Below are 24,546 nucleotides of genomic sequence, written 5' to 3'. Positions count from 1 at the left end.
ACCCTGGCCACTGCCGTAGTAGGGACCTAGCGTCGTTCAGGCAGTCCTGTCGACGATCTTGCCGCCAGGCCGGACCCATGGCTGCCCCGGAACAAGGGATCCGCATGGCCACCACCCTCGACCGGCTCCGAAACGTGGGCTCGAACCGAATCGCCGTAGTGCTCGGCACGGTAGTTGTCGCCGCAGGGTGGGGATTACTCGCAGGAGTGTGGACCCCGCGTGGTCCGATGACCACGGCCCAAGCGCTCGGGTCCATTGCCACGAGCCTGGCCGTGGGCACCCTCGCGGGGTGGTGGATGCGCAGTCGGTGGGCCATGCTGCTGGCACCGGCAGTCTTCGCTGGCGTATTCGAACTCACCCGGATGTCTGTGGACGGACCGCTCGTCGATGGCATTCGGCTTGCGAGCGGAGGTACGTTCGGCCTTCTTGCGTTCATCCTCGGACGCGGGCTGCATGCGGTCCTCGCACTACTGCCGATGCTGCTCGGCTCGGCACTTGGCGCAGGCCTCGCGCGCCGTGAACAGTCTCCGGCTCGCAATCCACGGTCCTTCGGCGTGATCTCGAGACGCGTCGTCGCGGTCGTCACTGCCGTGGCTCTCGCGGCGCTGTCCGTCGGGCTCGTCCGACCCGCCGGCACCGATCCCATCCTGACCGCTGCCGGCGAGCCTCTCGCAGACAGTATCGCCGAATTGGACCGAATCCAGGTGGGGGGTCAGGAGCAAGCGATGATGATTCGCGGGCGCAGCACCGACAACCCTGTCCTGCTCTTCCTGGCCGGCGGACCAGGCGGAACCGAACTCGGGGCGATGCGTCGCCACGCCGAGTCGTTGGAGGACGATTTCGTCGTGGTGACCTGGGACCAACGCGGGACCGGCAAGTCGTATGGCAGCCTGGACCCCGTCTCGACCCTGACCCTGGACCAGGCCGTCAGTGACACCGTCGAGGTCACGGACTATCTCCGCGATCGGTTCGGCCAAGATCGGATCTATCTACTCGGCCAGTCGTACGGCACCATTCTCGGTGTCCTTGCCGCCCAACGACACCCGGAGCTGTACCGCGCCTACATCGGCGTCGGACAGATGGTCGACCCCCGCGAGACCGACGAGGTCTTCTACCGAGACACCCTTGCCCTGGCGCGCCGAAACGGCAACACTGCGCTGATCGACTCGCTCACCGCCAGCGGTCCACCGCCCTACACCGACATGCTCGACTACGAATCCAGCCTGAGCAACACCGCCGTCTACGCCTACGACCACAGCAGGAATTCCGAAGGGGTAGGGGGCTTTTCCTCGAACCTGTTCGTACGGGAGTATTCCCTCCTGGAGCAGCTGCACGCATTCGCCGGGTTTTTCGACGTCTTCACCGTGCTGTATCCGCAGCTACAGGACATCGACTTTCGCACCGATGTACCCCGGCTCGAGGTCCCGGTCTATCTGGCCGAGGGTCGATTCGAGGCACCCGGACGGCTCGGCCCGGCCGAGCAGTGGCTCGAGCTCCTCGACGCCCCGACGAAGAACCTGACCACGTTCGAGACCTCCGGCCACCGGCCATTGTTCGAGCAGCCTGAACTGTTCGATCGTTTCATGGTCGAGACCGTCCTCGCGCAGACCTGACGCTCAGGAAAGAGCGCGATACCCGGCGATGATTCGCTGACCCGAGCTCACTGCGACCACCGCCGCCCAGACGACCGCGATCTGCCACGAGATGCCGGGCAGCAGCAGCCAGAGACTGTGCACCGCAATGGTTTCGGCTCCCTCGGCCAATCCGCCGAGGAAGGAGAACGAACGCCCGTCGTCGATAGTCCGCCCGGTGCGCTCGGCGATCGAGGAGAACGCCAGAAACGCGGTGCCGTTGATGTAGTACGCCAACAACACCAGCAGAAACGGCCACCAGGGGGCACCGAACTGCGCCGAGGCTCCTACCGCGACACCGACCACCGTGGTGCCGTAGACCACGAAATCGGCAGTAATGTCGAAGAATCCACCGGCCCCGCTGCTTTTCCCGCCGGCTCGCACACGCCTGCGCGCCACGGGCCCGTCCAGACCGTCGGCGATCCGGGAGACGATCCACAACGCCAATGCGAGCAGCCAGAACTGCAGCCCGGCTGCCAGCGCACTGCCGAGTCCGAGCACCAGTCCGGCAGCGGTGATGCGGTCCGCGGTGATGATGGGGCGATCGAGCGCGGCGGCGCAGCGGTTCAGCGGGCCTTCGAGCTGGCGACGCAGGTAGGCGTCGATCATCGAGCCTCGTCCGTTGCCGGAGTCGGCGCACTCGCGGTCAGGCCGAGGCGGCGCGCCAACAATGCCGAACCCGCCGCGATCGCCAGGACTGCGAGCAAGGCGATGGCGAACGGCCACGACAGCGGCGAGGTGCCATAGGCCCCCAGCGCGGTGTATGCGATGGTCGCGGGCACGATCCCGATCATCGTGCCCACCACGTAATCACGCTGCCCCACCGCGCTGACCCCGGCGGCATAATTGACCAGAGAGAACGGGAGCGGCACCAGACGCACGAGCAGGACCGACAGCAATCCGCGACGGCCGAGCATCTCGTCGAGCCGGCGGAGCTTGCCCCATTCGGTGCGGGCCACCTGGCCGCGTCCCAACGCTCGGGCTGCCCAGTACCCCAGATAGGCCCCCACCGTGGCGGAGAACACCACGACGACCGCGCCCACCGCGAGCCCGAACAGCAGTCCCGAGGCGATGGTCAACGTGCTGGCCGGAAACGGAGTGGCCGACAGGAGGGCATAGAGCACCACGAAGAGTGCGATGCCCCACACCCCGGCCGACGCCACCCGATCACGAATGAACGACGCGTCGGGCAGGTCGACGGTACCGGCCACGATCACCACGGCGATGACGACGGCAGCTACCGCGGCCACTTTCAGCGCTGTTCGCCGCCGGTCCCCACTCGCTGGGCCCTCTGCGTTCGGTCGGTCCAGGTTCACCATCGCGCCTTTCTTCGGTCGATCGGCCGTGCACGTTCGTACTTGGAAGTCTCCGACCTCCCCACTGTGTTCCCGTTTCGTCACATTCGACCCATTACGGTGGAGGCAGCAGCGTCGTCGATGCCTGCTTCCGTGGATCAGGAGGCCCTACGTTGAAGTTTCGCTCACTACGACGCGCAGTAGCGATCGCAGCCAGCACGGGGTTGATTCTCACCGCCTGCGCTGCCCCGGACTCCGAAGCCCCCATCGCCGAGGCTCTGCCCTGGAGCGAGATCGAACAACAGGCGCAGGGTCAGACGGTCTCGCTGTGGATGTACGGCGGCGACGAGCAGGGCAACGCCTACGTCGACAACGTCCTCACTCCCGCGGCCGCAGAGGCAGGCGTCACTCTCCGCCGCGTCCCCGTCGAGGACACCACCGACGCCGTCAACCGCATTCTCTCCGAACGGCAAGCCGGTGTCACCGACGGTGAGGTCGATCTCGTGTGGGTCAATGGCGCGAACTTCGGTACCGGAAAGCAGGCCGGTGCGTGGCTGTGCGGGTGGACGCAGAACCTGCCGAACATGGAGTACACCGACCCGGCGGACCCATTGCTGAGCAACGACTTCGGCACCCCGGTGGACGATTGCGAATCACCCTGGCACAAGGCGCAGTTCACGCTGGTCTACAACGCAGCCGCTATTCCGAATCCGCCCACGACGTTCGACGGCGTTCTGGACTGGGCGGAGGCCAATCCCGGCCGCTTCACCTACCCCGCTCCCCCGGACTTCACCGGCTCGGTGTTCGTCCGTGAGGCACTGGTCAACGAATCCGGCGGCGTCGACGAGGTGCCCGCACAGTTCGATCAGGACTCCTACGATCGCCTCGCCCCGGCCCTGTTCGACCGGCTGAACGCGCTGGCACCCTCGCTCTGGCGCGAAGGAGCGACGTATCCGCAGTCTTCCTCCGAGCTCAACGACCTCTACGCCGGTGGCCAGGTGGACATGACCATGACCTACGGTCCGGCGACGCTCACCCAACTCGTCGCCGACGGCACCTACCCGCCCGAAACCCGCGTGCTGACTCTCGACGAGGGAACCGTCGGGAATGCGAGTTTCCTGGCCATTCCGTCGACCTCGGGCAAATCCGCCGCAGCGCAGGTGGTGGCGAACATCGCACTGTCACCGGAGCAGCAACTCGCCAAATCCAAGCCAGAGGTGTGGGGCCAGTTCACCGCCCTGGACATCACGCGGCTGACACCGGAGGAGCGGGCGCAGTTCGAGCAGCTCCCGTCCTCGCCCGTCGTTCCCTCGTACGAGGTGATCTCGGCGAACGCGCATCCCGAACTGTCCGCGGAGTGGGTCACCCCGCTCGACGAGGGTTGGCGTCGAAGCGTGCTCGCCGGTCAGTGAGCGCGTCCACGAAGAGCTTTCGCGGCACGGCGGCGGTACTCCCCGCCGTCGTGCTGGTCGTTCTCGTTGTCGGCGGCGGTCTCGGAACCGTGGTGCTGCAGAGCCTGGGTCTGATGCCGTTGGTCGGAACCCCCGAACTATCGGTGGACGCGTACTCCGCGCTGGGCGGTGACCTGTGGCGCTCGGTGGCGCTGACGGTGTCGATCGCTCTCGTCTCGACGGCGCTGGCCACAGCGATCGGGTTCGCAGTCGCGTTGACGGCACTGTCCGGTAAACGCACGGCCCTGGTGGCCGCCGGGTTGACCGTCACGGTGCCGCACCTCATCGGGGCTGCGGCGATGGCGCTGCTGCTGGCAGATTCAGGCATGCTGCCCCGCATTCTCGGCTTGACCGACGGGGGTTGGCCGGAGTTGGTCGGCGGGCGGTGGTGGATCGCCGTCGTCGCCGAATATGCCTGGAAGGAATCGGCTTTCGTGGCCGTCGTCGTGGCGGGCACCCTTGCCACCCGGGTAGCCGCATTCGACGAGACAGCGGCGACCTTGGGCGCGGGCCGGTGGGCGCGGCTGCGGCTGGTCACCCTGCCGCTGGCTCGGCCTGCGCTGATCGCCTCGGCGGCCATCGCCTTCGCGTACACCGTCGGATCCTACGAGGTGGCACGAATTCTGGGCCGTCCGTTTCCGGAGCCGTTGTCGGTCACGGCAATCCGCTTGTTCAGCTCGATCGACCTCGAGACGCGTCCGCAGGCCGCTGCGGCCGCGACGATAGCTACCGTGGTGACCGTCGTCGTGGCCGCGGTGGCCCTGCACTTTCTGCGCAGATCGGCAGCGTGGAAATGAACAAGGTGGAAGTGACGCGGGTCTTTCCAGCAATCGGTCGGGCCGTGTTGGTCGTGTGGTTCCTGCTGCCGCTGATTCCGGTTGTCTTGTGGGCCATCAGCAATCGATGGTCGTTTCCCAGTTCGCTTCCGCAGGACTGGGGATTCGACGGCGTTCGCAGTGCTCTCTACGCCGGTGGCGTCGATGCGTTCGTGCGGTCGACCCTGCTCGCTTTGGCCGTCGCCGCCATCGCAACACCATTGGGCGCGTTAGCCGCTCGAGCCCTGGTGAACGGTACTGTGCGTTTCCCCGCTTTGGTGGCCGGCGTTCTCTTCGCACCACTGGCCCTGCCCCCGTTCGCCGTGGCGTTGGGACTCGATGTCCTGGTGCTGCGCTCGCGTATTCCGAGCACGGTGGCGGTAGTCGCACTGCTGACCGTTGCGGCCATTCCGTACACGACGTATCTGATGCGAGTGGCGTTCGGCGCGTACGACATCGGCTACGAGGAGGAGGCGCGCACGCTCGGTGCGTCGAGTGCCATGGTGCTGCGGCGGATTCGCATTCCGCTGCTAGCTCCGGCGTTGGCAGGGGCGGCGTTGCTCGCGTTCCTCGTGGCGTGGAGCGACTACGTGATCACCTTGTTGATCGGCGGAGGCAGACTGGTCACCGTGCCCATTCTCGTCGCCTCGTTCGCTGCAGGCACCGGCAACGATTCGGTGGTGGCTGCACTGTCGGTCGCTGCCGTGGTGCCGCCTTTGTTGCTGGTGCTCATGCTCGCCCGGTTGCGTCGTAGGAGTGCACGATGAGCGTCGAACTGTCCGTTCACGGACTCACGAAAGTCCATGCCGGTCAATCGGTTGCGGCTCTGGATTCGTTGGATCTCACCGTGCCGCCGGGTTCGTGTACGGCAATTCTCGGGCCGTCGGGCTCGGGCAAGAGCACAGCGCTACGGCTCATCGCGGGGTTGGATTCGCCCACTGCCGGCACGGTGCGCATCGACGGTCGCGAGGTGAACGGCGTTGAGGCCGAGAACCGCGGGGTGGGGATGGTGTTTCAACGTCCGATGTTGTTCCCACACATGTCGGTACTGGACAACATCGGCTTCGCCTACCGCGCTGCCGGTGACAGTCGCAAGCGTTCGCGCGAGCGGGCCCGCGAATATCTCGACCTGGTTCATCTGGGCGATATGAGCGACCGGGCCGTGTCAGAGGTGTCGGGCGGGCAAGCTCAGCGGGTGGCGTTAGCACGCTCGCTCGCCGGCTCACCGCGATTGTTGTTGTTGGACGAGCCGTTCAGTGCGCTCGACCCGGTATTGCGCACCGAGATGCACGACCTGGTTCGCGAACTGCGCTCGTCGTTGGATCAGACTCTGCTGCTCGTCACCCACGATCAGCAGGAAGCGGCCGTGCTGGCCGATTCCGTGGCAGTGCTCATCGACGGACGATTGGAGCATCACTCCGATATCGCAACGGCTTACACGCGTCCGAGCACGTTGGCAGTCTCGCGACTGATGGGCGGAATCAACGAAATCGAAGGTCAGTGGGATGGAGTTGGGGTGCATCGCTCCGAGCTCGGGGAGTTGGAGGTCGAAAGAGTTTCTCTGCCGGCCGGGCCTGCTGTGCTGCTGTTACGACATGAGCTGATCAGCATGGATGACAACGGGATTCGTGGAGTTGTCTCGGGATTGCGGCCTACCGGATTTCGCAGCATCGCTGACGTGACCGTGGGTTCGGTGACCGTGAAAGTGGAGTTGGCGGCGGGATCTACGGTGCGGATCGGGGATTCGGTGGGGTTGAAAATTCCACGTAATGCGAGAATTGCTGTTGAAGCCTGACGGTCGAGTGAGCGACCGAATGCGATTCTCGAACTACAAGGCGTTAGCAGATTCTCGGCTCCTACCTTGACAGAAAGATCCAACGACCAACCAGTCGCAGGAACACCGCCCACACCTGTTCGAGCCCGCTGCGATGGTCTCACCGAGGTCCGACGAGGAAAAATGCGTTATCCGGCATGAGCATTCGCGAGAAGATGCCACTTCCGATGAATGCGATCGCCGTGGACGCTGCGATACTGACCCTATGCACGATCTCGGAATCCAGTTTTACATCGATCTCGAATCCCGCGTCTGGGATGCGCTGACCAACGGCGACGCAGACGCCGATCTCGAACTACTCTCTGCCGACTTCGTCGGGGTGTATCCCACCGGTTTCGCCAGTAGAGCGGACCACGTTGCCCAACTGGCCGACGGGCCCAGCATGGCGTCCTACTCGATCACGGAAGCGAAACTGATCGAAGTATCTGGGGATGCGGCGATGCTCTGCTATCGCGCCGATTACCAACGGCCTCAACGCAGCGTGGGCGAGTCGATGTTCATCAGCTCGCTCTGGCTACGAAAAGATGGCCGTTGGCAGAACACTTTCAGCCAGGACTCACCCGCCCACTCCTGACAGGGCGACCCAGCTGACCGCCAGAGGCGTCACTGGACAACGCATAGGCCTTCTAGCAGCACCTATAGAAATTTCCTGAGGAAAAGTACACATAGTCTTTCCAGGGGCTACAGTTGCCTGGTCCGCGGGGGCGTCGGCATCATGCACTTCACCCGGACGAGAGGCCCAGTCGCATATGTTCGACAAGAAATTCATCACCAAGGCCATCAGCAGTAGCTCGGAAAACGGTCTGGATCGCCGACGCTTCATGCGGGCAGCAGGTCTCACCGGCTTGGGTGCAGGCGCGGCAATGACTGTGGGCTCAGGCGTCGCATCTGCCTTCCCCTTCGGCTCCTCGGATGGGCCGCTCATCCCCGGAATGCCTGGCCAAGGCCCATCCGATGCCGCGATTCTGAACTTCGCACTCAACCTCGAGTACCTGGAAGCCGAGTTCTACCAGCGGGCGGTGACCGGAAAGGGTCTGCCGGACACCCTCGTGGGCGGTACCGGAACTCCCGGCCCCGTCACCGGAGGTCGGCAGGTGACATTCGAGAGCAAGTTGATCAAGGCATATGCCGAGGAAATCGCCTTCGACGAGCTCAATCACGTGGCGTTCCTGCGCGGAGCGCTTGGAAACGCGGCAGTGGCCCGGCCTGCGATCGACCTCGACGCGAGCTTCACTGCCGCCGCCATGGCAGCAGGACTGATCGGCGCAGGCGAGACCTTCGACGTGTACGCGAACGAGCAGAATTTCTTGCTCGGCGCGTTCATCTTCGAGGACGTCGGCGTCACCGCATACAAGGGCGCGGCACCGCTGGTGTCGAACAAGACGTATCTCGAAGCCGCTGCAGGCATTCTGGCGGCCGAGGCGTACCACGCGGGCATCATCCGGACGAGCCTGTTCTCTCTGGGTCTCGAAACGCCCGCGAACGCCATCTCCGACGCCAGAGACAGCCTGGATGGGCCGGACGATCTGGATCAGGGAATCACTCTCGACGGTGCCGCCAACCTGGTTCCGTTGGACGCCAACGGAATCGCGTATTCCCGCTCACCGGGCCAGGTACTCAATATTGTGTATCTGAACCCGGCTCCGGTCACGTCCGGTGGATTCTTCCCTGCAGGCGTCAACGGCGAGCTCAACACCAGCGGCGGATAGCCGGAGGTTTCGCTCGGGTGGTGTCGCATGGCTCGACACCACCCGAGCGTCAGCTACAGCAACCGGTCGTTTCCGGTTTCGTCACGAGCAACGGCAGCAGCTTTCGCAGTTCCTGATTCTCACCCGGGTCGAGAACCGAATGCTGGACGCACGCGGGAACGAGTTCACCGGTCTCGGGGTGCGCCATCGAATAGGTGCAGGCCGCAAGTCGCTCCTGCGTTTCCAGCAGCACGGGATCGGCGGCGACCTGACCGGATTGCATCAGTTTCCATGCGGGAGCTACATTTTCGGCATCCATGAAGCGATGAACGACGAAGTTCATCGGGCGAAGGTCTCTGCGAACGAATGCCAGAACTGCGTTTCGGGGGCCACATCGTCGCAGGACGCTCGCGAACCACCGCCCCGCCACGACGATCCCCAACGGATGACCGGCCAGTACCCGGAGGAGTTTCAGAATTAGCGTCAGCGGATCGGAACCGCCGAAGTTTACTCCGCCCAGATGGGTGAAGAACTCGTCGCGAGCACGTTCCTCTGCCGGGCGTGTGACATCGAGGAACGGATGCCACGTCGAGCCGACCATGAAGCCCAACGCTGTTCTGTTGCAACGCGGATCGCCGAACTGGATCGACTGGTACGAAATTGCCTGTCCCATGCCGAGTTCGATCTGCTCCCAGACGATATCGATGTCGATCTCCCGGTAGTCCCCGCTCCAGCGCCGCTCGTCTCCGACGAAAGCCGCGGGCTGGAAGGAGACCATCGAATAGCCGCCCATGCCGACCACCTCGCCCGTCACTGCGGCGACCTCGTCGATGTTGTGCGGCGTGACGGTCATGTTGTGCGCCAGATACGACGCCACTCCGTGCTCGCTCTTCAATCGAGTGAACATCTCCGCGAACCGTCGACGATAAGGAGTGAGTTCGGCTTCCGTTCGCGGCCGAGGGATTCCGCTCCGTCCGCGCATCAGCTTGTCGAAGTGCGCGGCGAAGGACACTCGCGAAAATCGTGTCTGGCCGTCACCGTCGAGAACGACGGCCTGCAGGTAGTCGTAGTCGAAGTCGCCATGGGTGAACGACATCGGTTCGCGGCCGTGCTCACGCATGATCGCCAGCGCCGCGGCGTGGTCGTCGGAATCGAGCAAACTGACTTCTCCGCCGATCAACTGCGCGTGCGCCCGCGGGCCGCGTCGTTCGGCGAGCAGCTCGAATTGCGCGGCGACTTCTCGCAGTGTGTGCTCACCGTCGATGCGCACCTTGTTCGCATCCGCGCTGTGGTAGCAGGGGCTGCAGGTGAGGTTGCACTTCGGAAACACTCCGTGGGTGCCCTCGCAGCCCACCGCGTGTCGCCCCAGCGTCTGTGCCGGCGTTCGGGCCGCGGGTGGTAACGCCGCCCACCTCTCCGTCAGGGCCGCTCGGGTGCGGGGATCGACCGGGCGCGTGCGCCTCTCGATACGGCGGACGTAGGCCTCGAACTTCTCACGCACTGTCATGCTCGGCCTCGTTGTCTTCTCGCTCGGGAAACCGCACACCCCGCGCGTGCACTTCCAGTGTGCCTGCGGACCGTGGGCCGCGAGGATCGCCGCAGTCCCACCCCCTCCGTCCCGTCCCAGCCCATCCCCTGTCCGTCCCTTCGTCCCCGCCCCCCCAGCGCCCGTCGCAAATGCGCGCGCGTTTGCCAGGTGCGCGCGGACTAGGCCCCGTTGGGCAGCAATTCCACGCGCTTTCAGCAAACGCGCGCGCATTTGCGAAGGACGGCTCGCACGGCATCAGCCGCGGGCCCGTGTGCGAGGTGGGCATCGATCGCGTGAAACTACGATGACTCCATGCCCGCCGGACGCTTCGCTCCCAGTCCCTCGGGTGAGTTGCATCTCGGCAATCTGCGCACCGCGCTTCTGGCGTGGCTGTTCGCCCGCTCCACCGAACGTCGGTTCGTGATGCGCGTGGAAGACCTCGATCGCGTCAAGCAAGGGTCCGAGCAGCGTCAACTCGACGACCTCGCCGCCATCGGACTCGATTGGGATCGGCCCATCATGCGGCAATCCGAGCGTCGGGAGATTTACGACGCCACGATTCGCTCGCTCACCGCAGCCGGGCTGACGTACGAGTGTTTCTGCACGCGTCGGGAAATCCAACAGGCCGCATCGGCCCCGCATGCACCCGACGGCGCATACCCGGGTACCTGCCGCGATCTCACCGCAGACCAAAAGGCAGCGAAGGACCGCCCACCGGCCATCCGATTGCGCTCGCAGATAACCGAATTCACCATCGTCGATCAGCTGCACGGCCTCTTCCGAGGCCAGGTCGACGACTTCGTCCTGCGTCGATCCGACGGTATCCCCGCCTACAACCTCGCCGTCGTAGTCGACGATGGCGCACAAGGCGTCGACCAGATCGTGCGCGGCGACGACCTACTCACCTCCGCCCCGCGACAGGGATATCTGACTCAGCTCCTCGGCCTCACCCCCGCGACGTACGTCCACGTGCCCCTCGCTCTCAACGTCGAAGGCAAGCGCCTGGCCAAGCGGGACGGCGCGGTGACTCTGCGCGAGCGGCCCGACGCGTGGGCGCTCATCACCGCCTCCCTCGGTATGCCGGACGTAAAGAACACCGAGGAACTGCTCGAACAGTGGAAGCCGACGCGGGTACCGCGCGAACCGTGGGTGTTCGACCCCGCGAATCTCTGACCGCCCTAACGATCGAGATCACGTTGCAATGCGACAGGGCCCAACTCGGGAGGAATCGGACGTACAGTAGCCGCGACAACTCTTCCCGAGGGAGAAGGACACGATGACCTCAGGCGGTTACGACCCCGACAAGGATCCACAGAACCCCGGCGGCTATCCCCCGCCGCAGGGCGGCTACCCGCCCCCTCCCCAGGGCAACTACCCACCACCTGAGCAGGGCGGTTACCCACCACCCGGCAACTACCCACCGCCCCCACAGGGCAACTACCCACCCCCGGGCAACTACCCACCGCCCCCGCAGGGCAACTACCCGCCGCCTCCGGCCTTCGGTGAGTCACCGATGCCGACGCAGCTGTCCGTGGGAACGGCCATCGGCTACGCATTCAACAAGTTCAAGGACAACGCCCTCGTCTGGGTCGGCATCGTCCTGATCGCCGCGATCATCCAGGGCGTCCTGAACTTCGTGTTGAGCTCCGACAACTTCGTCCTCGGCTTGATCTTCAGTGTCATCGTCGGAGTCGTCGCGCTCCTCATCCAGGCGGCACTCGTCCGCGGCGCTCTGCACGAGGTGGACGGGATCAAGCCCGCGTTCGGGTCCTTCTTCCAGTTCGGCAACGTCGTGTCCGTCGTCATCGCCGGCGTCCTCGTCGGCATCGCAACCAGCATCGGCTTCGTGCTGCTGATCATCCCCGGACTCGTCATCACGTTCTTCACGTGGTGGACCTTCCAGTTCGTCATCGACCGCGGCGACGAGCCGATCCCCGCCATCAAGGCGAGCGCTCAGGCGATCGCGTCCAACGGTGGGACCCTCTTCGTGCTCGCACTCGCCCTGGTCGGCATCAACATCGTCGGCGCACTCCTGCTCGGCATCGGTCTGCTGGCCTCCATCCCGATCACGATCATCGCCGGAACCTACGCCTACCGCGTCACGGTGCGCGGACACGTCGCCTGACCTGAGATCCGCCTCGATGGGCGCGCATCCCTCACCCGGGATTCGCGCCCATCGTCGTCTCGGTGCTTGGATCGAGCAGTGACTACTACCGAACACACCGCCGCCAACGGCGGCACCGAGTCTGGGCAGGCCACGTTCGCTCACATCAGCCGGGGCTACTACCCCACCATCGTCGCGCTTTTCGTCGCGACGCTGCTGATCTCGAACGTGGCCGCCAGCAAAGGTGTCGCCTTCTTCGCCTCCTCCGACGTCATGCTCGGACCACTGCAGATCCTGCCGATCAATACCGACGGCGCATTCTTCCTGTTCCCCCTCGCCTACATCCTCGGCGACGTCCTCAGCGAGGTCTACGGCTTCAAGGCCGCACGCCGCGCGATCTACCTCGGTTTCGGCTCCCTGATCCTCACCTCGGTGTGCTTCTGGATCGCCATCGAACTTCCCGCCGCCTCGTTCTACGAGAACCAAGAGGCACTCGAAACCGTTGTCGGTGTCGTCCCCCGACTCGTCCTCGCCGGTCTCGCCGGCTTTGCCGTCGGCCAGCTGCTCAACTCCTACGTCCTGGTCAAGATCAAGGAACGCACCAAGGAAAAGCACCTGTGGGCGCGCCTGATCGGCTCGACCGTCGTCGGCGAATTCTTCGACACGTTGATCTTCTGCGCCATCGCCGCCGGCGTCATCGGCATCAGCACGTGGACCGACTTCATCAACTACGTCGTTGTCGGATTCCTGTGGAAGACACTCGTCGAGGTCCTCGTCCTTCCCATCACGTACCGCGTCATCTCGTACATCAAGAAGCGCGAACCGTCGTACCAGAGCAGTTAGCTCGCGACCCATTCTCGACTGACCTCGAGATAGCGCTCTCGCGCTGCCTCGAAGCTCTCGACGGCCCGGGTTCCCGGCCAGTCCTCCGGTGTCATGGACGGCGGGAGGCCCGGGTCGACGTAGGGGATGACTCGCCACTCGTCGAGCAGCGGCACGAACGTGACGAACGCGTCGCGAGTATCTTCGGCCGGGACATCGGAGTCGTAGGTGGCCAGGAATGCCCGGTGCCGATCGGCGATGCCCGCCAGGTCCCACCACTGGGCGGCGCTCTGACGCAGTGAGGCGGGTGGCGCTACCTCGGAGGCGACGAAGCTCGTCACGTACTCCGACAACTCCAACGCGTCGATGATGTCGCCCGCCTCACCCGCGAGGTATTCGGGTGCGATCCACAGACCGGGCGAGACTGTGCCGCAGCCTATTCCGGTGAGTCGACGCCTCAGTTGGTGGCGCGCGGCGCGTTGGGTCTCGGGGATGGTGAACGAGATGAGCCGAAACGGATCGCCGTCTGCCATCCGCCGGAACCCGAAGATCCGACCGTCGCCGCGCGCGAACATGGCGTCGGCCTGCTCGGTGATGCGATAGCCGGTGCGGCCGTCTCGATTACTCGATGCGACGACGCCCTTCTTCTTCAACCTGGCCACCGCGATGCGCGTGCTCTCCGGTGGCACTCCGAGTGCGTCCATCCAGACGACGAAATCGGCGATGGCGAACCACCCGCCGAGGGGGCGAATGTAGGCCCCGAGCACGGTACGCACCAACGAGGTGGCGCTTCCCGGACGAGAGTCGAAGTCGTCGAGGATGGCCCCGGCAGTGCTAGGCGCGGAGTTCGTCACGGATCGCCACGATTCCCAGATACACCTCTCGGTACGAGGTACTGAGAGGGCTCAATCCCAGGCGAATACCCTGCGGAGCGCGGTAATCCGGGATGACGCCCTGCTCCCACAGGCGAGCGGTGATCGCCTTGAACTCGGGATGGTCGATGGTGACGTGACCGCCGCGTCGATTCGAGTCCTCGGGTGAGGCGATCTCCACCCCGAGCGGTATCAGCATCTCGCGGACGAGTTCGAGGGCGTATTCGGTGAGTGCGACGGACTTCGCGCGTATCGCGTCCATCCCCACCTCGGCGATCATCTCGATGGTGTCCTGCATCGCAATCATCCCGAACACCGACGGCGTGCCGCTGATGACGCGTCGAATACCCTGTGCCGGAACGTAACCCTGCGCCATCTCGAACGGATCGGCGCGACCCATCCAGCCCCAGATCGGTTGGACGAAATCGCCTTGAAGATCACTGCGCACGTACGCGAAGGCCGGTGATCCCGGGCCTCCGTTGAGGTATTTGTAGGTGCACCCGACGGCCAGATCCACTCCCCAGGAATCGAGTTCGAGCGGTACCGATCCAACGGAGTGGCACACGTCCAGCAGCATCAAAGCTCCGGCAGCGTGCGTGATGCGCGTCGCCTCGGCCACGTCGACGAGGAAGCCGGAACGGTAGGCGACATGGGTGATCACCACCAAGGCGGTGTTCTCCCCCACCACCTCGGCGAGTTGTTCCGGTTCGATACCACCGCGGCGGTCAGTCTCGATCCACCGCAGGGTCATATTCAGCTCTGCTGCAATGCCTTCGAGCAAGTATCGATCGGTCGGAAAGTTGTCACGGTCGATGACGATCTCGGTGCGGCCCGGCCGCATGGCAATCGCCGCCCGCGCCAGTTTGTACAGCAATACCGTCGTCGAATCGCCGATGGTGGTCTGACCGGACGCGGCCCCCAGGGTGGCGTCGGCCAGGGCGTCGCCGATGGTGACGGGGAGATCGAACCACTGCTCGTCCCAACCACGGATCAAACGTCCACCCCAGGCCTGCGTCATGAAGGTGTTGATCCGTTCGACGCTGGCCTTGGTGGGCCGGCCCAGCGAGTTGCCGTCGAGATATGCGCTGATCGACGGATCGTCACTGCCGAGGAACTTGTCGCGGTAGCTCCGGAGCGGATCCTGGGCGTCGAGTTCGTCTACGCGTTCCATCATCGTCCGATTTCCGTTCTCACAGCGAGTAATTCGGGAAAGAAGGTGAGTTCGAGTGCCTTCTGCAGGAATCCGACGCCACTCGATCCTCCCGTCCCGCTCTTCATTCCGATGGTTCGCAGCACCGTACGCATATGACGGAAGCGCCACAGCTGGAAGTTCTCCTCGAGATCGACGAACTCTTCGAAGGCCTCGTACACCGCCCAATGTTCGGTGTGGTTTTCGTAGACGAACTTGATCAGCGGCATCAGGTCCTCGTTGAACGTGTATGCCGCGGTGACATCGCGATCGAGCGCTGATGCCGGTACGTCGTACCCCTGCCGCGCCAGCGACTGCCAGAAGGCATCGTAGAGGCTCGGTTGATACAACAGAGTCGAAAGCTGTTCATAAGCAGCCGGATCGGACTCGAAGACCGTCAGCATGCCCGCATTCTTGTTGCCCAGCACGAACTCCACCGCCCGGTACTGATACGACTGAAAGCCCGACGAGTTGCCGAGAAAATCACGGAACTGCGAGTACTCCGTCGGCGTCAGTGTGGCCAGTACCGACCACTGCTCGGTCAACGTCTTCTGGATGTGCTTGACCCGGGCCACACATTTCAGCGCGGTACCGATGTCGTCGGCATCGAGAGCTGCTCGCGCGGCCAGGGTCTCGTGCAGTACCAGCTTGAGCCACAGTTCGGTGGTCTGGTGCTGAATGATGAACAGCAGTTCGTCGTGATGCTCGGGGGTGCTCACCGGCTTCTGGGCGCTGAGCAACGTGTCGAGGTCCAGGTACGCGCCGTAACTCATACGGTCGCTGAAGTCGGTGACGACGGTCTTCTCTATCGCGCGGGTATTGCCTTCGACGCTCATGGCTGGTCCTCGAGGTGATGGGCTGGTGAAGCCAGCGTATTACATCATTGTGCCGCCCGCCAGTAATACGACATAGACCGGTTTCGTGAACGCCACCCGTCGCCTATCCTCGAAGTACCGACTCGAGTGAGGAATCGCAGTGCGTAGAGCGTCCGGACAGTTGGAGGAGTCGATCCTCGAGTTGCTCGGCGAGCACACGGAACTCTCGGTGGCCCAAGCCCGCGAGCACCTTGGCTCCGATCTCGCCCACACCACGGTCATGACCGCTCTGGTGCGCCTGCACGGCAAAGGCCTGGTCGATCGCGAGCGGCGCGGGCGGTCCTTCGTCTACACCCTCAACGCCCCGGTCGACGAGATCCCCGCGCTTCGGGCCGCGATGCGGATGCGCACCGAACTCGGTGCCAGAGCCGAACGCGCAGACGTACTGGCCAGCTTCGTGGCCGCACTAGACCCCGAGGACGAGGCGACGCTGCGCGAACTGCTGGCCAAGTCGGACGCAGCCGAGCAACACCCATGACCCTGCTCCTGGTCGTTGCCGTGCTGCCGTGGGCGCTGTCGCTGCTGCTGGGATTCGGAGCCGATCAACTCGACCGTCGACTCAATCCGTCGACCGCCGTCGTCCTGTTGCCCATCCTGTCGATGGTGACCGCATTCTCCGTGGCGGCGTCCATGTGCGCGCTCGCTGCGGTGCTGCTGGCGTCAGGTGAGATTGCCTGGACAGCGGTGGGAATCATCATTTCCGCGTGGATGTTCTGGCGTGTGGTCGAGGTCGCCCGCCATGTTCGACGCGTCGCCGTCGGCGCGTCGATCGCATCCGAATTCGGCGACGAGGCGCGGGCGACGGGCGGCATCGTCGTGGTCGACTCCGAGGTTCCCGACGCCTTCGCCGTTCCCTCCGGCGGAGGCGCCGTCGTGATCACCACCGGCCTCGCTGAGGCTCTGTCGGACAACGAATTACGCGCGGTGGTCGAGCACGAGCGCGCGCACCTACGACATCGCCACAGCGTGTGGATCCAGATGTGTGAAATCGCGGCTCGACTGAATCCCATTCTTCGGCCGGTGCCCTCGAAAGTCCGGCACGCGGCGGAGCGTCAGGCAGACGAGAGCGCAGCGTCTCTCGGCCGGCGAGACACGTTGTCTGCCATCGCCAGAACCGCCTTGCTTCGGAAACAACTCGACCATGGAACCCGCACGCTCGCCAGTACCGGCGGCGACGTCGTACGCCGCGTGCAAGCGCTGAGCGAACCACCACGGCACCGCCATGATCGCGGAATCCTCGCGGCCGGGCTGGTGCTGATCCTCGCGTTCACCGTCATATCCACGGCACTGTTCGATGTCGTTCAAGATGTAGTGGCCCCCGAAACCGGAGAAGCCGCCACCTCGATCTTCCGCTGATCTCAGATACCCGCGACGCCCGCGAGTTGGCCGATCGCATAGGTGACGGCCATCGCGATTGCACCACCGATGACGACCCGGCTCACTGCCGGCCGAGCAGGCGCACCGCCGAGACGTGCGCTGATACTTCCGGTCAGTGCCAGAGCTACCAGTACCACGACGAATGTCACCGGGACGCGCAGCGACGCGGAAAACAGCAGGATGGACAGTAGCGGCAGCAGCGCGCCACTGACGAACGACACCGCCGACGACGCGGCCGCCTGCCACGGATTGGTCAGCGCGTCCGGGTCGATTCCCAACTCGACATCCACGTGTGCGGCAAACGGATCGTGGTCGGTCAGTTCCTGCGCAACTTTCTGCGCAGTCTCCGTCGACAGCCCCTTGGCCTCGTAGAGCGCAGCCAGCTCGGCCAACTCCTCCTCGGGTTCCTCGGCCAGCTCCCGCCGCTCCTTGATCAACAGGGATCGTTCGGCGTCACGCTGCGTGCTCACCGAGACGTACTCCCCGAGCGCCATGGAGACAGCACCCGCGACGAGCCCCGCAACACCAGCTGTGAGCAGCGCCCCTGTGTCGGTGGTGGCGGCTGCGACACCGACGACCAGGCCGGCAGTGGAGACGATGCCGTCGTTCGCACCCAACACGCCTGCCCGCAGCCAGTTCAGCCGGCCAGACAGATCACCGTGCGGTTCGTGCTCGTGCAGGCCCGGCTCGGGCTCACTCATCGACGGCCGTCGCTGACACGTCATCCCATGCGGCGCGCGCGCCGGACTCACCGATTCTGTACACCTGGATGATTGTGGTCGCTCCGATCAGCACAGCCAAGACCACCACCGCAATCGACTGCCAGCGCACGGGGGTATTGCCCCGACGCTCACGTACATGCAGGAACACGAGCGCCGCGGCGACGACCACAAGACCGACGGAGAAGAAGATCATCCAGTCGCCGATCTCGGCGTGCTGTTCGACCGCAGCGGTCTCGGGGACGCGCTTCTCGAGCCACTCGCCTGCCTCGGTCGTCAGCGGCGTCAACACCAACGTGAACACCGCCAGGGCTGCGATGAGCCACACGAGACGGCTGCGCACACCGGTCCAGATACTGGCCGTGATGGCGAGCAGCGCGGTCAACGGTGCCAGCACCACGATGAAGTGAACGAGAAGAATGTGGGCCGGTAGGCCGTTGAAGGTGGACATGCGTTCTCCCCCTGGCTTGGAAAGTCGCGTGCACCTCACGCACAACACATGCTACACGTTGTGTAGTAGTTGCATGGATGGATCGAGGGCTGCCAGATCCCGCCACGCCGAGTCGGGTTCTGCGACCATCGCATACACGACCTGCTCGAGACTCCGTCCCAGCGCGACAACGGTATTCGCGTCGAACAATGCTGTGGGATAGACGATATCGATCTCCGTACAGATAGCGCCCCTGGGTCGTTCCGCGGGCTCCACTCCTGTCTTCCCTTGGTCGTCCCGCCGTTCGGTGACGTGAAGATGGAGGTCGCATTTCGCGATGTCGATCGGTCGGGGCGTGATCTCGACACGCGTGTCCCCAAGTTCGAGCGTTGCGGCGGTGAAGACATCCAACGACAGTGCCACCTGGAAAATCGGATGACGCGCATCCGTCGAGTCAGGAGCGATGGCAGCGACGACATCCTCGAACGGCACCGCTGCATGATCGAAGGCCCGCAGTTCGCTCGCCCGCGCCGCCTGCACGACGTCGTCGACGGTCGAAGCGGACGCGATGTCCGTCCGGATCGCGACGGTGTTGGTGAAGGTACCGACCACCTGCTCGAGCCTCGGATCGTCGCGTCCGGCAACCGGGGTCCCGACGACGATATCGGTGGAGTCTGTCACCTCCGCGAGCAGAATCAGCAGTGCTGCGCGTAGCACGGTGAATCGTCCTGTCCCGCAACGCTGGGCAAGATCGGTCATTTTCTCCGTGGCGGGTGCATCGAAGCGAAGCGATGTGCGCGCACCGGAGAAATCCCACTCCTGTGTACGTGGCCGGTCCAACGGCAACCCGGTGCTGTTGGGGACACCTGCGAGTTCCGCGCGCCAGAACTCGATGTCGGCCGATACATCCCGATCGGCGGCCCAGACGCTGTAATCGGCGTACTGCAAGGGTAATTCGGACCATGACGGTGCACTGCCGGCCATCCTGGTCTGATAAGCCAGTACGAAATCCGACGCCAGCAGCCCGAGAGACCACCCGTCCGCTGCGATGTGGTGAACGGCGCACGCCAGCACGTGGTGATCGGGCGCTACGGCGAACAGGCGAGCGCGGATCGGGAACTCGGTGCGCACGTCGAAGGGGTGCTGCAGGGTCTGCGTCACCGCGGCGTCATCGAAGTCGACAACGTCGAGATTCGGTGTCACCGCAGCAGAATCCGACTCGACGACCTGAGCCGGAACCCCATCGAGGTCCGGGTAGCGCGTCCGCAGAGTGCTGTGTCGCTCGATCAGATCGGTCAACGCCTGCGAGGCTGCCGCGGCGTGGAACTCCCCGGAAATCGCGACCGTGAACGGCAGGTTGGACAGCGGTAACTGAGCACTTCGATCGATGTGGCGTTGCTGCGGAGCCAGCGGAATCGCGGCCACGGCCTGCGACATACCTCGTTCGGGCCGCGAATTCTGTTGCAGTCCAACATGGCAACGCGTATCGATCAGCGCCGCCAAAGCCTGAACGGACGGGGCCTCGACGAGGTCTCGCACACCGATGTCCACCGATTCCTCGGCCCGCACCGCCGACACGACTCTGGTCGCGGCCAGTGAGTCACCTCCGAGATCGAAGAACGACGCAGCGCAATCGATACCGTCCCTGCCGAGGACGCGTACGAACGCTGCCGCCACCATCTCCTCGGTGGCACCGGACGGCTCGACCGGAGGGCCGGTCGTCGGAGCGGTCAGGCTCGGAACAGGAAGTGCGCCGCGATCGACCTTACGATTGATCGTCAGCGGAATCTCGTCGAGAATCGAGATCGTCGCCGGCACCATGTGGGCAGGCAATCGCCCGGCAAGATCCTTGCGAATGTGCTCGGTGTCGAGCACGTGTTCGCTGTTCGCGGCAACGACGTAACCATCGATACGCATGTCCCCAGTGTGACTGCGGCGCAATGCCGATGACGCCGCAGCGACCTCCGGCCACGCCCGCAGCGCTGCGTCGATCTCGCCCAGTTCGACGCGATTTCCCCGGATCTTGATCTGATCGTCGATGCGGCCGAGGAACTCCAGCGTTCCGTCGCCGCGCAGACGCGCCCGATCTCCACTGCGGAACATCCAACTCCCGCTGCTGCTGAACGGGTTCGCGACGAAGCGCGCTGCTGTTTCCAGGGTGCGACCGAGATATCCGCGCGCGACGCCGGGCGTCTCGATGTAGATTTCGCCGACCGCACCCGACGGAACAGGTCGCAGCGTGCGATCGAGGAGGTGAATCACCGCTCCCACCATGGCTCGACCGATTCCGTCCGCGCTGCCCGGGTGCAATGGGGCGGTCATCGTGACACTGCAGGTCGTCTCGGTGGGGCCGTAGGCGTTGAGCAGTCGTCGACCCACCGACCAGCGGTCGACCGTATCCTGCGGTGCTGCTTCGCCGCCGATGATGATCGTCCCGACGCCCGCCAGTGCTTCGGGATTCAACGTGGCCAGCGCCGAGGGTGTGATCAGCAGATGCGTAACCGCCTGCCGAGCAATCAGTTCCGACAGTTCCGCGCCGCCGTAGCTGTCCGGCGGCGCGATCACCACTGCCGCACCTGCTGTCGCTGCGGCCAACACCTCGACAATGGCCGTGTCGAATCCGGGCGAGGCAAGGTGACAGACTCGGGACTCGACGTTCAGGTCGTAGCTGCTCCGAATCTGTTGCACCAGAGCGCCGATACCGTTGTGGGTGACGACTACACCCTTGGGGGTGCCGGTGGATCCGGAGGTGTAGATGACGTACGCAGCGTTGTGCGGTGCGGTCGTCGCGGCGACATCGTTCGAGTCTCTTTCTGCGAGAACGCCATCGACGGTCAGCCACTCCACCTCACCCAACTCGGTGCCTCCGGTGCACAGGCCCAACACCGCTCCGCTGTCACGCAGCACGAACTCTGCGCGTTCGCGGGGGTGATTCGGGTCGACCGGGACGTACACCGCACCCACTCGTGCGATCGCCCAGAACGCGACGACGCCCTCGACGGATCGGCCGACGCGCACGGCGACCCGGTCCTCTGTGCCGATTGCTCGGGCGTTCAAGGTGGATGCGAGTGCGTCGACTCTTGCGGCCAGTTCTCCGTAGGTGATCGAGGCGCCGGCGTCCTGGATGGCAATTCGATTGCCGTGCTCCGCGATTGCCGCCGAGAACACGTCGTTCAGTGATCCCTGCTCAGCCGCGGCCGCGCCCACCGACGCGGGGGTCGTACGGGACTCGTCGGGCAGGAACAGGTCGAGGTCTGCCACTGCCGTGTCACCGCAGTCGGATTCGGCAAAACGGTCGAGAAAGTGCAGAAACCGTTGGTGGTGGCGAGCGAGGTCGCTCGGCGTGTAGACGGTCGAGTTGGCCTCGAAGTCGATGCGCGGCCGCTCTCCACCCCGACCGGGGTAGATGTTGACGGCGAGGTCCGACACCGGGCCCGTGGTCAGAATGTCGATCTCACCGTCGAACTCGCCGATGGCCACAGTGTTCGCGAACATCATCACGTTGATCGTCGGCCCGAAACGCCCTGCGCGCAGCGCATGTCCACTCTCGGATGCCGGCGGTCTGCTGCGCTGATGCCGGAGCACGGCACCGATGGCCACCTCGGTGGACTTGATCACGTTGTTCACCGTCGCCGATCCGACGCCCGGCAACCGCAACGGCACCACATGCGACAGCGAGGACCCGGCCCGGCGCAACATCGCTGTCGGCCGCGCCGAGACCGGCAACGACAGATCCACGTCGTCGGTGTCGTTCATACGCGCCAGGTACGCGGCGAATGCCGCGATCACCACCGTCGACGTCGCATGCCCCGGGGCGGTCGGAGAAACCGTACGATCCTCGCCGACGACGATCGGCACCGACGCGGGCCGAGCAGTCCGGCCGAGGGGCTCGGCATATCCCAGGTCGGTCGACTCCCAATGCGCTCGATCACGTCGTGCGCGGGTGGAGGTGCGGTAGCGCTCGTCCTCGGCGACAAGCGCGGCCGGGGTCGTCGGATCGATGGCCGCAGGCTCGACGCCACCAGACGCGGCGGCATACAGGGCCGCCGCCCGCTCGAGCACCTTCATGGAGGCATACCCGTCGAGCGCGATGTGATGGGCTCGGGTGTACCAGAACACTCGATCGTCGCCGACTCGAAGGACCCGCAACCGCACGAGCTGACTGTCCATGGAGAAGGGCGTGCGGCAATCGTCGTTCATCCACTGCGTGGCCGCATCGGCCGGACGGTCGCGGCCGCGGAAGTCGAGGATCTCGACCGATTCGGTCTCCCGAGGCTCGAACCGCTGCATCGGGGTGCCGTCGACCTCGATGATTCGCATCGTCGACGACGAGAACTCTCGATGCGCTCGACTGCCACACTCGAACAGCACATCGAGGTCCACAGCGCCGATGATGTCGACGTAGTACGCAATGGTGAAGGGCACGTCCGGCATGAACTGTTGGGCAATCCAGATGTCGGCCTGGGACGAACTCACAGGTAGGGCGTCGTCGGACATGGTGTTCCCCCCAGGGCAAATCTTCTACTACACAGTCGGTAGTACCACCGTACGCTCCGATCCGGTGTGTGCCCGTGCGAGGCGGCCGCTCAACCTCCGAGCAGAGCCAAGTCCGGCGCTCCCGCATAGATGCCGTCCAGGCTCAGCAACGGCACCTCCTTCGAGATCGCGCATGCTGCGATCCAACGATCACCGGTGTGAATCTTGTCGTGCAGCGCATGGCCTACACGCCTGCATGCAGCGGTCAAAGACGCGTAAGCATCCACGACTCCACTGTCGATCGAAATCGTAGGAGCCGAGTCGAGCTTTGCCCGGGTGTCGGCCAATTTGCGCTCACCCCAACTGCCCACCATCGCTCCCGCGAGTACCTCTGCCCTCGTCTGGAAGGCAATCACAACCTGAAGTCCAGCCAGTTGTGCACGGAGTTGTTCGACAGGAAGGCCACGATTCGCAGCCTTGACCGGGTCGATGTACAGGATGCTGAACACGTCGGTATCAACGAGAACAGCAGCCCGGCTAGAGGACCGGGTCATAGCCCGATAGCCGCAAAGAATGCGTCAGCTTCATCGTCGCTCACCCCGTCGATCCCCCGGACTCGATACCGGAGGCAGCAGCCAAGATGTCTCCGAGGGAGACCGGGTCGGGAACACCTGTCTCTGCTACTGCTTCGGGAAGGGCAACGATCCTGGCATTCAACAGCCTCTTCAACTGTCCGCCCGCGTCGGCTTCCGGGCTACCGGTCACGGTCACGTACCTGCCGAGCAATGGACCGAGTCCCGAGTCGTCGGCCACATCGGGGAGAGCGACTTGGTTACCGGCGTCATCCTCCACCTGAAAGCGGTGCGTGTGTAGGTTCGCCGAATACAGGCGTCCGATGAAGGTGCGGAGTTCGGTCGACACGCCAGTTGCGACCTGCCAGGTCTCGGGTCGAAGTGCAGCCGTATCGAATGTCTGCACAGTCAGTCCATCGGCTTTGAACTCGACCTCCGGGGCAGCGCGGCGAAGCGCCGATACCAATTCACCGGCCGCGTTCGAAAGCGAATCACTCACCCAGTCTGGCCGATGGTCGAGACCGATCGATTCCACCAACTTCTGGAATGTTGCGTCGAAGCCTTCCTCGTCTGCCAGATCGAAATCCAACGCGTCCGCACCAGCTCCCGCGCGGCGAACAAGAAGTTTGGTGCTGCCAGGGGCCAACCCGATGACAAGATCGGCGACACGGTGCACTCGTGAGGGTGCGCGGCCGAGCCGATCGGCATCGGTCTCGCCTCGGCCGATGCTCATAGCAACTGCCTTGAGACCCATTACGAGAGCAATCAGGTCGTTGGCATCCAGCTCGCCCTCAGGTGCAGTCACTCCCTTCAGTCGAAACTCGAACTGAGTGGTCACGGCTATCACCTTCTCACTGGGGCGCATTCT

23 protein-coding genes are annotated in these 24,546 nt (G+C 64.5%); 12 read left to right on the top strand and 11 right to left on the bottom strand.

The window, feature by feature from the left end:
* Window positions 1-104 precede the first annotated feature (104 nt).
* Entirely contained in the window at window positions 105-1,613 is a 1,509-nt protein-coding gene (locus tag AYK61_RS19030) for an alpha/beta fold hydrolase (RefSeq protein ID WP_183130355.1), read from the top strand.
* A gap of 3 nt (window positions 1,614-1,616) precedes the next feature.
* Here AYK61_RS19030 and AYK61_RS19025 read toward each other — a convergent pair whose 3' ends face one another.
* Together AYK61_RS19025 and AYK61_RS19020 are read right to left on the bottom strand one after the other, a co-directional pair.
* Window positions 1,617-2,240 (bottom strand): CDP-alcohol phosphatidyltransferase family protein, encoded by a 624-nt coding sequence (locus AYK61_RS19025; protein ID WP_121871969.1) that lies wholly within the window; start codon window positions 2,238-2,240, stop codon window positions 1,617-1,619.
* Window positions 2,237-2,950 carry a TVP38/TMEM64 family protein gene (locus AYK61_RS19020; protein WP_259468122.1) on the bottom strand — a complete coding sequence of 238 codons (714 nt, stop codon included), beginning with the start codon at window positions 2,948-2,950 and terminating at the stop codon, window positions 2,237-2,239. Before AYK61_RS19020 ends, AYK61_RS19025 begins: the two co-directional genes overlap by 4 nt.
* Window positions 2,951-3,099: 149 nt before the next feature.
* Between AYK61_RS19020 and AYK61_RS19015 the strand changes: the two genes are divergently transcribed.
* The 6 genes from AYK61_RS19015 to AYK61_RS18990 all read left to right on the top strand — a co-directional run bounded on the left by AYK61_RS19015 (window position 3,100) and on the right by AYK61_RS18990 (window position 8,735).
* The gene (locus AYK61_RS19015; RefSeq protein WP_121871968.1) at window positions 3,100-4,338 is read left to right on the top strand and encodes an ABC transporter substrate-binding protein; all 1,239 of its coding nucleotides are present in this window, start codon (window positions 3,100-3,102) and stop codon (window positions 4,336-4,338) included.
* Window positions 4,335-5,174 (top strand): ABC transporter permease subunit, encoded by an 840-nt coding sequence (locus AYK61_RS19010; RefSeq protein ID WP_121871967.1) that lies wholly within the window; start codon window positions 4,335-4,337, stop codon window positions 5,172-5,174. Before AYK61_RS19015 ends, AYK61_RS19010 begins: the two co-directional genes overlap by 4 nt.
* Window positions 5,171-5,959: an ABC transporter permease gene (locus AYK61_RS19005; RefSeq protein ID WP_237669613.1), complete on the top strand. Its 789-nt coding sequence runs from the start codon at window positions 5,171-5,173 to the stop codon at window positions 5,957-5,959. Before AYK61_RS19010 ends, AYK61_RS19005 begins: the two co-directional genes overlap by 4 nt.
* Window positions 5,956-6,987, top strand: coding sequence for an ABC transporter ATP-binding protein (locus AYK61_RS19000; RefSeq protein WP_121871965.1), 1,032 nt, complete (start codon window positions 5,956-5,958; stop codon window positions 6,985-6,987). The genes AYK61_RS19005 and AYK61_RS19000 overlap by 4 nt, the downstream gene beginning before the upstream one ends.
* A 244-nt stretch (window positions 6,988-7,231) precedes the next feature.
* Window positions 7,232-7,600: a nuclear transport factor 2 family protein gene (locus AYK61_RS18995; protein WP_121871964.1), complete on the top strand. Its 369-nt coding sequence runs from the start codon at window positions 7,232-7,234 to the stop codon at window positions 7,598-7,600.
* Between the two features lie 175 nt (window positions 7,601-7,775).
* Complete coding sequence (locus AYK61_RS18990) at window positions 7,776-8,735, top strand: ferritin-like domain-containing protein (RefSeq protein ID WP_121871963.1); 960 nt, start codon at window positions 7,776-7,778, stop codon at window positions 8,733-8,735.
* Window positions 8,736-8,784: 49 nt separating this feature from the next.
* Here the strand turns inward: AYK61_RS18990 and AYK61_RS18985 are convergent, their stop codons facing one another.
* The gene (locus AYK61_RS18985; protein WP_121871962.1) at window positions 8,785-10,221 is read right to left on the bottom strand and encodes a radical SAM domain-containing protein; all 1,437 of its coding nucleotides are present in this window, start codon (window positions 10,219-10,221) and stop codon (window positions 8,785-8,787) included.
* 333 nt (window positions 10,222-10,554) lie between these two features.
* Between AYK61_RS18985 and gluQRS the strand changes: the two genes are divergently transcribed.
* The 3 genes from gluQRS (at window position 10,555) to AYK61_RS18970 (ending at window position 13,189) form a co-directional block, all read left to right on the top strand.
* Window positions 10,555-11,415 (top strand): tRNA glutamyl-Q(34) synthetase GluQRS, encoded by an 861-nt coding sequence (gluQRS, locus tag AYK61_RS18980; RefSeq protein ID WP_121871961.1) that lies wholly within the window; start codon window positions 10,555-10,557, stop codon window positions 11,413-11,415.
* A gap of 103 nt (window positions 11,416-11,518) precedes the next feature.
* Window positions 11,519-12,367, top strand: a complete 849-nt coding sequence (locus AYK61_RS18975; protein ID WP_121871960.1) for a hypothetical protein — start codon at window positions 11,519-11,521, stop codon at window positions 12,365-12,367.
* A 78-nt stretch (window positions 12,368-12,445) separates the two neighbouring features.
* The gene (locus AYK61_RS18970) at window positions 12,446-13,189 is read left to right on the top strand and encodes a queuosine precursor transporter (protein ID WP_068054742.1); all 744 of its coding nucleotides are present in this window, start codon (window positions 12,446-12,448) and stop codon (window positions 13,187-13,189) included.
* On the opposite strand, the gene AYK61_RS18965 is transcribed toward AYK61_RS18970, so the two are convergent.
* The 3 genes from AYK61_RS18965 to AYK61_RS18955 are packed head-to-tail and all read right to left on the bottom strand — an operon-like array spanning window position 13,186 to window position 16,065.
* Window positions 13,186-14,022 carry a PaaX family transcriptional regulator C-terminal domain-containing protein gene (locus tag AYK61_RS18965; RefSeq protein WP_121871959.1) on the bottom strand — a complete coding sequence of 279 codons (837 nt, stop codon included), beginning with the start codon at window positions 14,020-14,022 and terminating at the stop codon, window positions 13,186-13,188. The two genes, AYK61_RS18970 and AYK61_RS18965, sit on opposite strands and share 4 nt — an antisense overlap.
* Entirely contained in the window at window positions 14,003-15,211 is a 1,209-nt protein-coding gene (gene kynU, locus AYK61_RS18960) for a kynureninase (protein WP_121871958.1), read from the bottom strand. Before kynU ends, AYK61_RS18965 begins: the two co-directional genes overlap by 20 nt.
* On the bottom strand, window positions 15,211-16,065 hold the full coding sequence (locus tag AYK61_RS18955) for a tryptophan 2,3-dioxygenase (RefSeq protein WP_121871957.1): 855 nt from the start codon (window positions 16,063-16,065) through the stop codon (window positions 15,211-15,213). Before AYK61_RS18955 ends, kynU begins: the two co-directional genes overlap by 1 nt.
* Window positions 16,066-16,204: 139 nt before the next feature.
* On the opposite strand from AYK61_RS18955, the gene AYK61_RS18950 reads away from it, so the two are divergent.
* Window positions 16,205-16,582 carry a BlaI/MecI/CopY family transcriptional regulator gene (locus AYK61_RS18950; RefSeq protein ID WP_037187682.1) on the top strand — a complete coding sequence of 126 codons (378 nt, stop codon included), beginning with the start codon at window positions 16,205-16,207 and terminating at the stop codon, window positions 16,580-16,582.
* On the top strand, window positions 16,579-17,460 hold the full coding sequence (locus AYK61_RS18945; RefSeq protein WP_121871956.1) for a M56 family metallopeptidase: 882 nt from the start codon (window positions 16,579-16,581) through the stop codon (window positions 17,458-17,460). The genes AYK61_RS18950 and AYK61_RS18945 overlap by 4 nt, the downstream gene beginning before the upstream one ends.
* A 2-nt stretch (window positions 17,461-17,462) precedes the next feature.
* Here AYK61_RS18945 and AYK61_RS18940 read toward each other — a convergent pair whose 3' ends face one another.
* The 5 genes from AYK61_RS18940 to AYK61_RS18920 form a co-directional block, all read right to left on the bottom strand.
* Window positions 17,463-18,182 (bottom strand): VIT family protein, encoded by a 720-nt coding sequence (locus AYK61_RS18940; RefSeq protein WP_121871955.1) that lies wholly within the window; start codon window positions 18,180-18,182, stop codon window positions 17,463-17,465.
* Entirely contained in the window at window positions 18,175-18,651 is a 477-nt protein-coding gene (locus tag AYK61_RS18935; RefSeq protein WP_121871954.1) for a DUF2231 domain-containing protein, read from the bottom strand. Before AYK61_RS18935 ends, AYK61_RS18940 begins: the two co-directional genes overlap by 8 nt.
* Window positions 18,652-18,702: 51 nt before the next feature.
* A complete protein-coding gene (locus AYK61_RS18930; RefSeq protein ID WP_121871953.1) occupies window positions 18,703-23,127 on the bottom strand; it encodes a non-ribosomal peptide synthetase in 4,425 nt (1,474 codons plus the stop codon).
* Between the two features lie 89 nt (window positions 23,128-23,216).
* On the bottom strand, window positions 23,217-23,660 hold the full coding sequence (locus tag AYK61_RS18925; RefSeq protein WP_121871952.1) for a PIN domain-containing protein: 444 nt from the start codon (window positions 23,658-23,660) through the stop codon (window positions 23,217-23,219).
* A 40-nt stretch (window positions 23,661-23,700) separates the two neighbouring features.
* Window positions 23,701-24,516, bottom strand: a complete 816-nt coding sequence (locus AYK61_RS18920; RefSeq protein WP_147458360.1) for a hypothetical protein — start codon at window positions 24,514-24,516, stop codon at window positions 23,701-23,703.
* Between the last annotated feature and the right edge of the window lie 30 nt (window positions 24,517-24,546).

This window comes from Rhodococcus sp. SBT000017 (assembly GCF_003688915.1).
Lineage (GTDB): Bacteria > Actinomycetota > Actinomycetes > Mycobacteriales > Mycobacteriaceae > Rhodococcoides.
Note: the sequence above shows the minus strand (reverse complement) of the source record. Positions and strands in the feature narration are given on the sequence as shown.

Coding starts and splice junctions, on each gene's coding strand:
- AYK61_RS19030 (WP_183130355.1), top strand. CDS start 105: ATGGCCACCACCCTCGACCGGCTCCGAAACGTGGGCTCGAACCGAATC.
- AYK61_RS19025 (WP_121871969.1), bottom strand. CDS start 2,240: ATGATCGACGCCTACCTGCGTCGCCAGCTCGAAGGCCCGCTGAACCGC.
- AYK61_RS19020 (WP_259468122.1), bottom strand. CDS start 2,950: ATGGTGAACCTGGACCGACCGAACGCAGAGGGCCCAGCGAGTGGGGAC.
- AYK61_RS19005 (WP_237669613.1), top strand. CDS start 5,171: ATGAACAAGGTGGAAGTGACGCGGGTCTTTCCAGCAATCGGTCGGGCC.
- AYK61_RS19000 (WP_121871965.1), top strand. CDS start 5,956: ATGAGCGTCGAACTGTCCGTTCACGGACTCACGAAAGTCCATGCCGGT.
- AYK61_RS18995 (WP_121871964.1), top strand. CDS start 7,232: ATGCACGATCTCGGAATCCAGTTTTACATCGATCTCGAATCCCGCGTC.
- AYK61_RS18990 (WP_121871963.1), top strand. CDS start 7,776: ATGTTCGACAAGAAATTCATCACCAAGGCCATCAGCAGTAGCTCGGAA.
- AYK61_RS18985 (WP_121871962.1), bottom strand. CDS start 10,221: ATGACAGTGCGTGAGAAGTTCGAGGCCTACGTCCGCCGTATCGAGAGG.
- gluQRS (WP_121871961.1), top strand. CDS start 10,555: ATGCCCGCCGGACGCTTCGCTCCCAGTCCCTCGGGTGAGTTGCATCTC.
- AYK61_RS18975 (WP_121871960.1), top strand. CDS start 11,519: ATGACCTCAGGCGGTTACGACCCCGACAAGGATCCACAGAACCCCGGC.
- kynU (WP_121871958.1), bottom strand. CDS start 15,211: ATGGAACGCGTAGACGAACTCGACGCCCAGGATCCGCTCCGGAGCTAC.
- AYK61_RS18955 (WP_121871957.1), bottom strand. CDS start 16,065: ATGAGCGTCGAAGGCAATACCCGCGCGATAGAGAAGACCGTCGTCACC.
- AYK61_RS18945 (WP_121871956.1), top strand. CDS start 16,579: ATGACCCTGCTCCTGGTCGTTGCCGTGCTGCCGTGGGCGCTGTCGCTG.
- AYK61_RS18940 (WP_121871955.1), bottom strand. CDS start 18,182: ATGAGTGAGCCCGAGCCGGGCCTGCACGAGCACGAACCGCACGGTGAT.
- AYK61_RS18935 (WP_121871954.1), bottom strand. CDS start 18,651: ATGTCCACCTTCAACGGCCTACCGGCCCACATTCTTCTCGTTCACTTC.
- AYK61_RS18930 (WP_121871953.1), bottom strand. CDS start 23,127: ATGTCCGACGACGCCCTACCTGTGAGTTCGTCCCAGGCCGACATCTGG.
- AYK61_RS18925 (WP_121871952.1), bottom strand. CDS start 23,660: ATGACCCGGTCCTCTAGCCGGGCTGCTGTTCTCGTTGATACCGACGTG.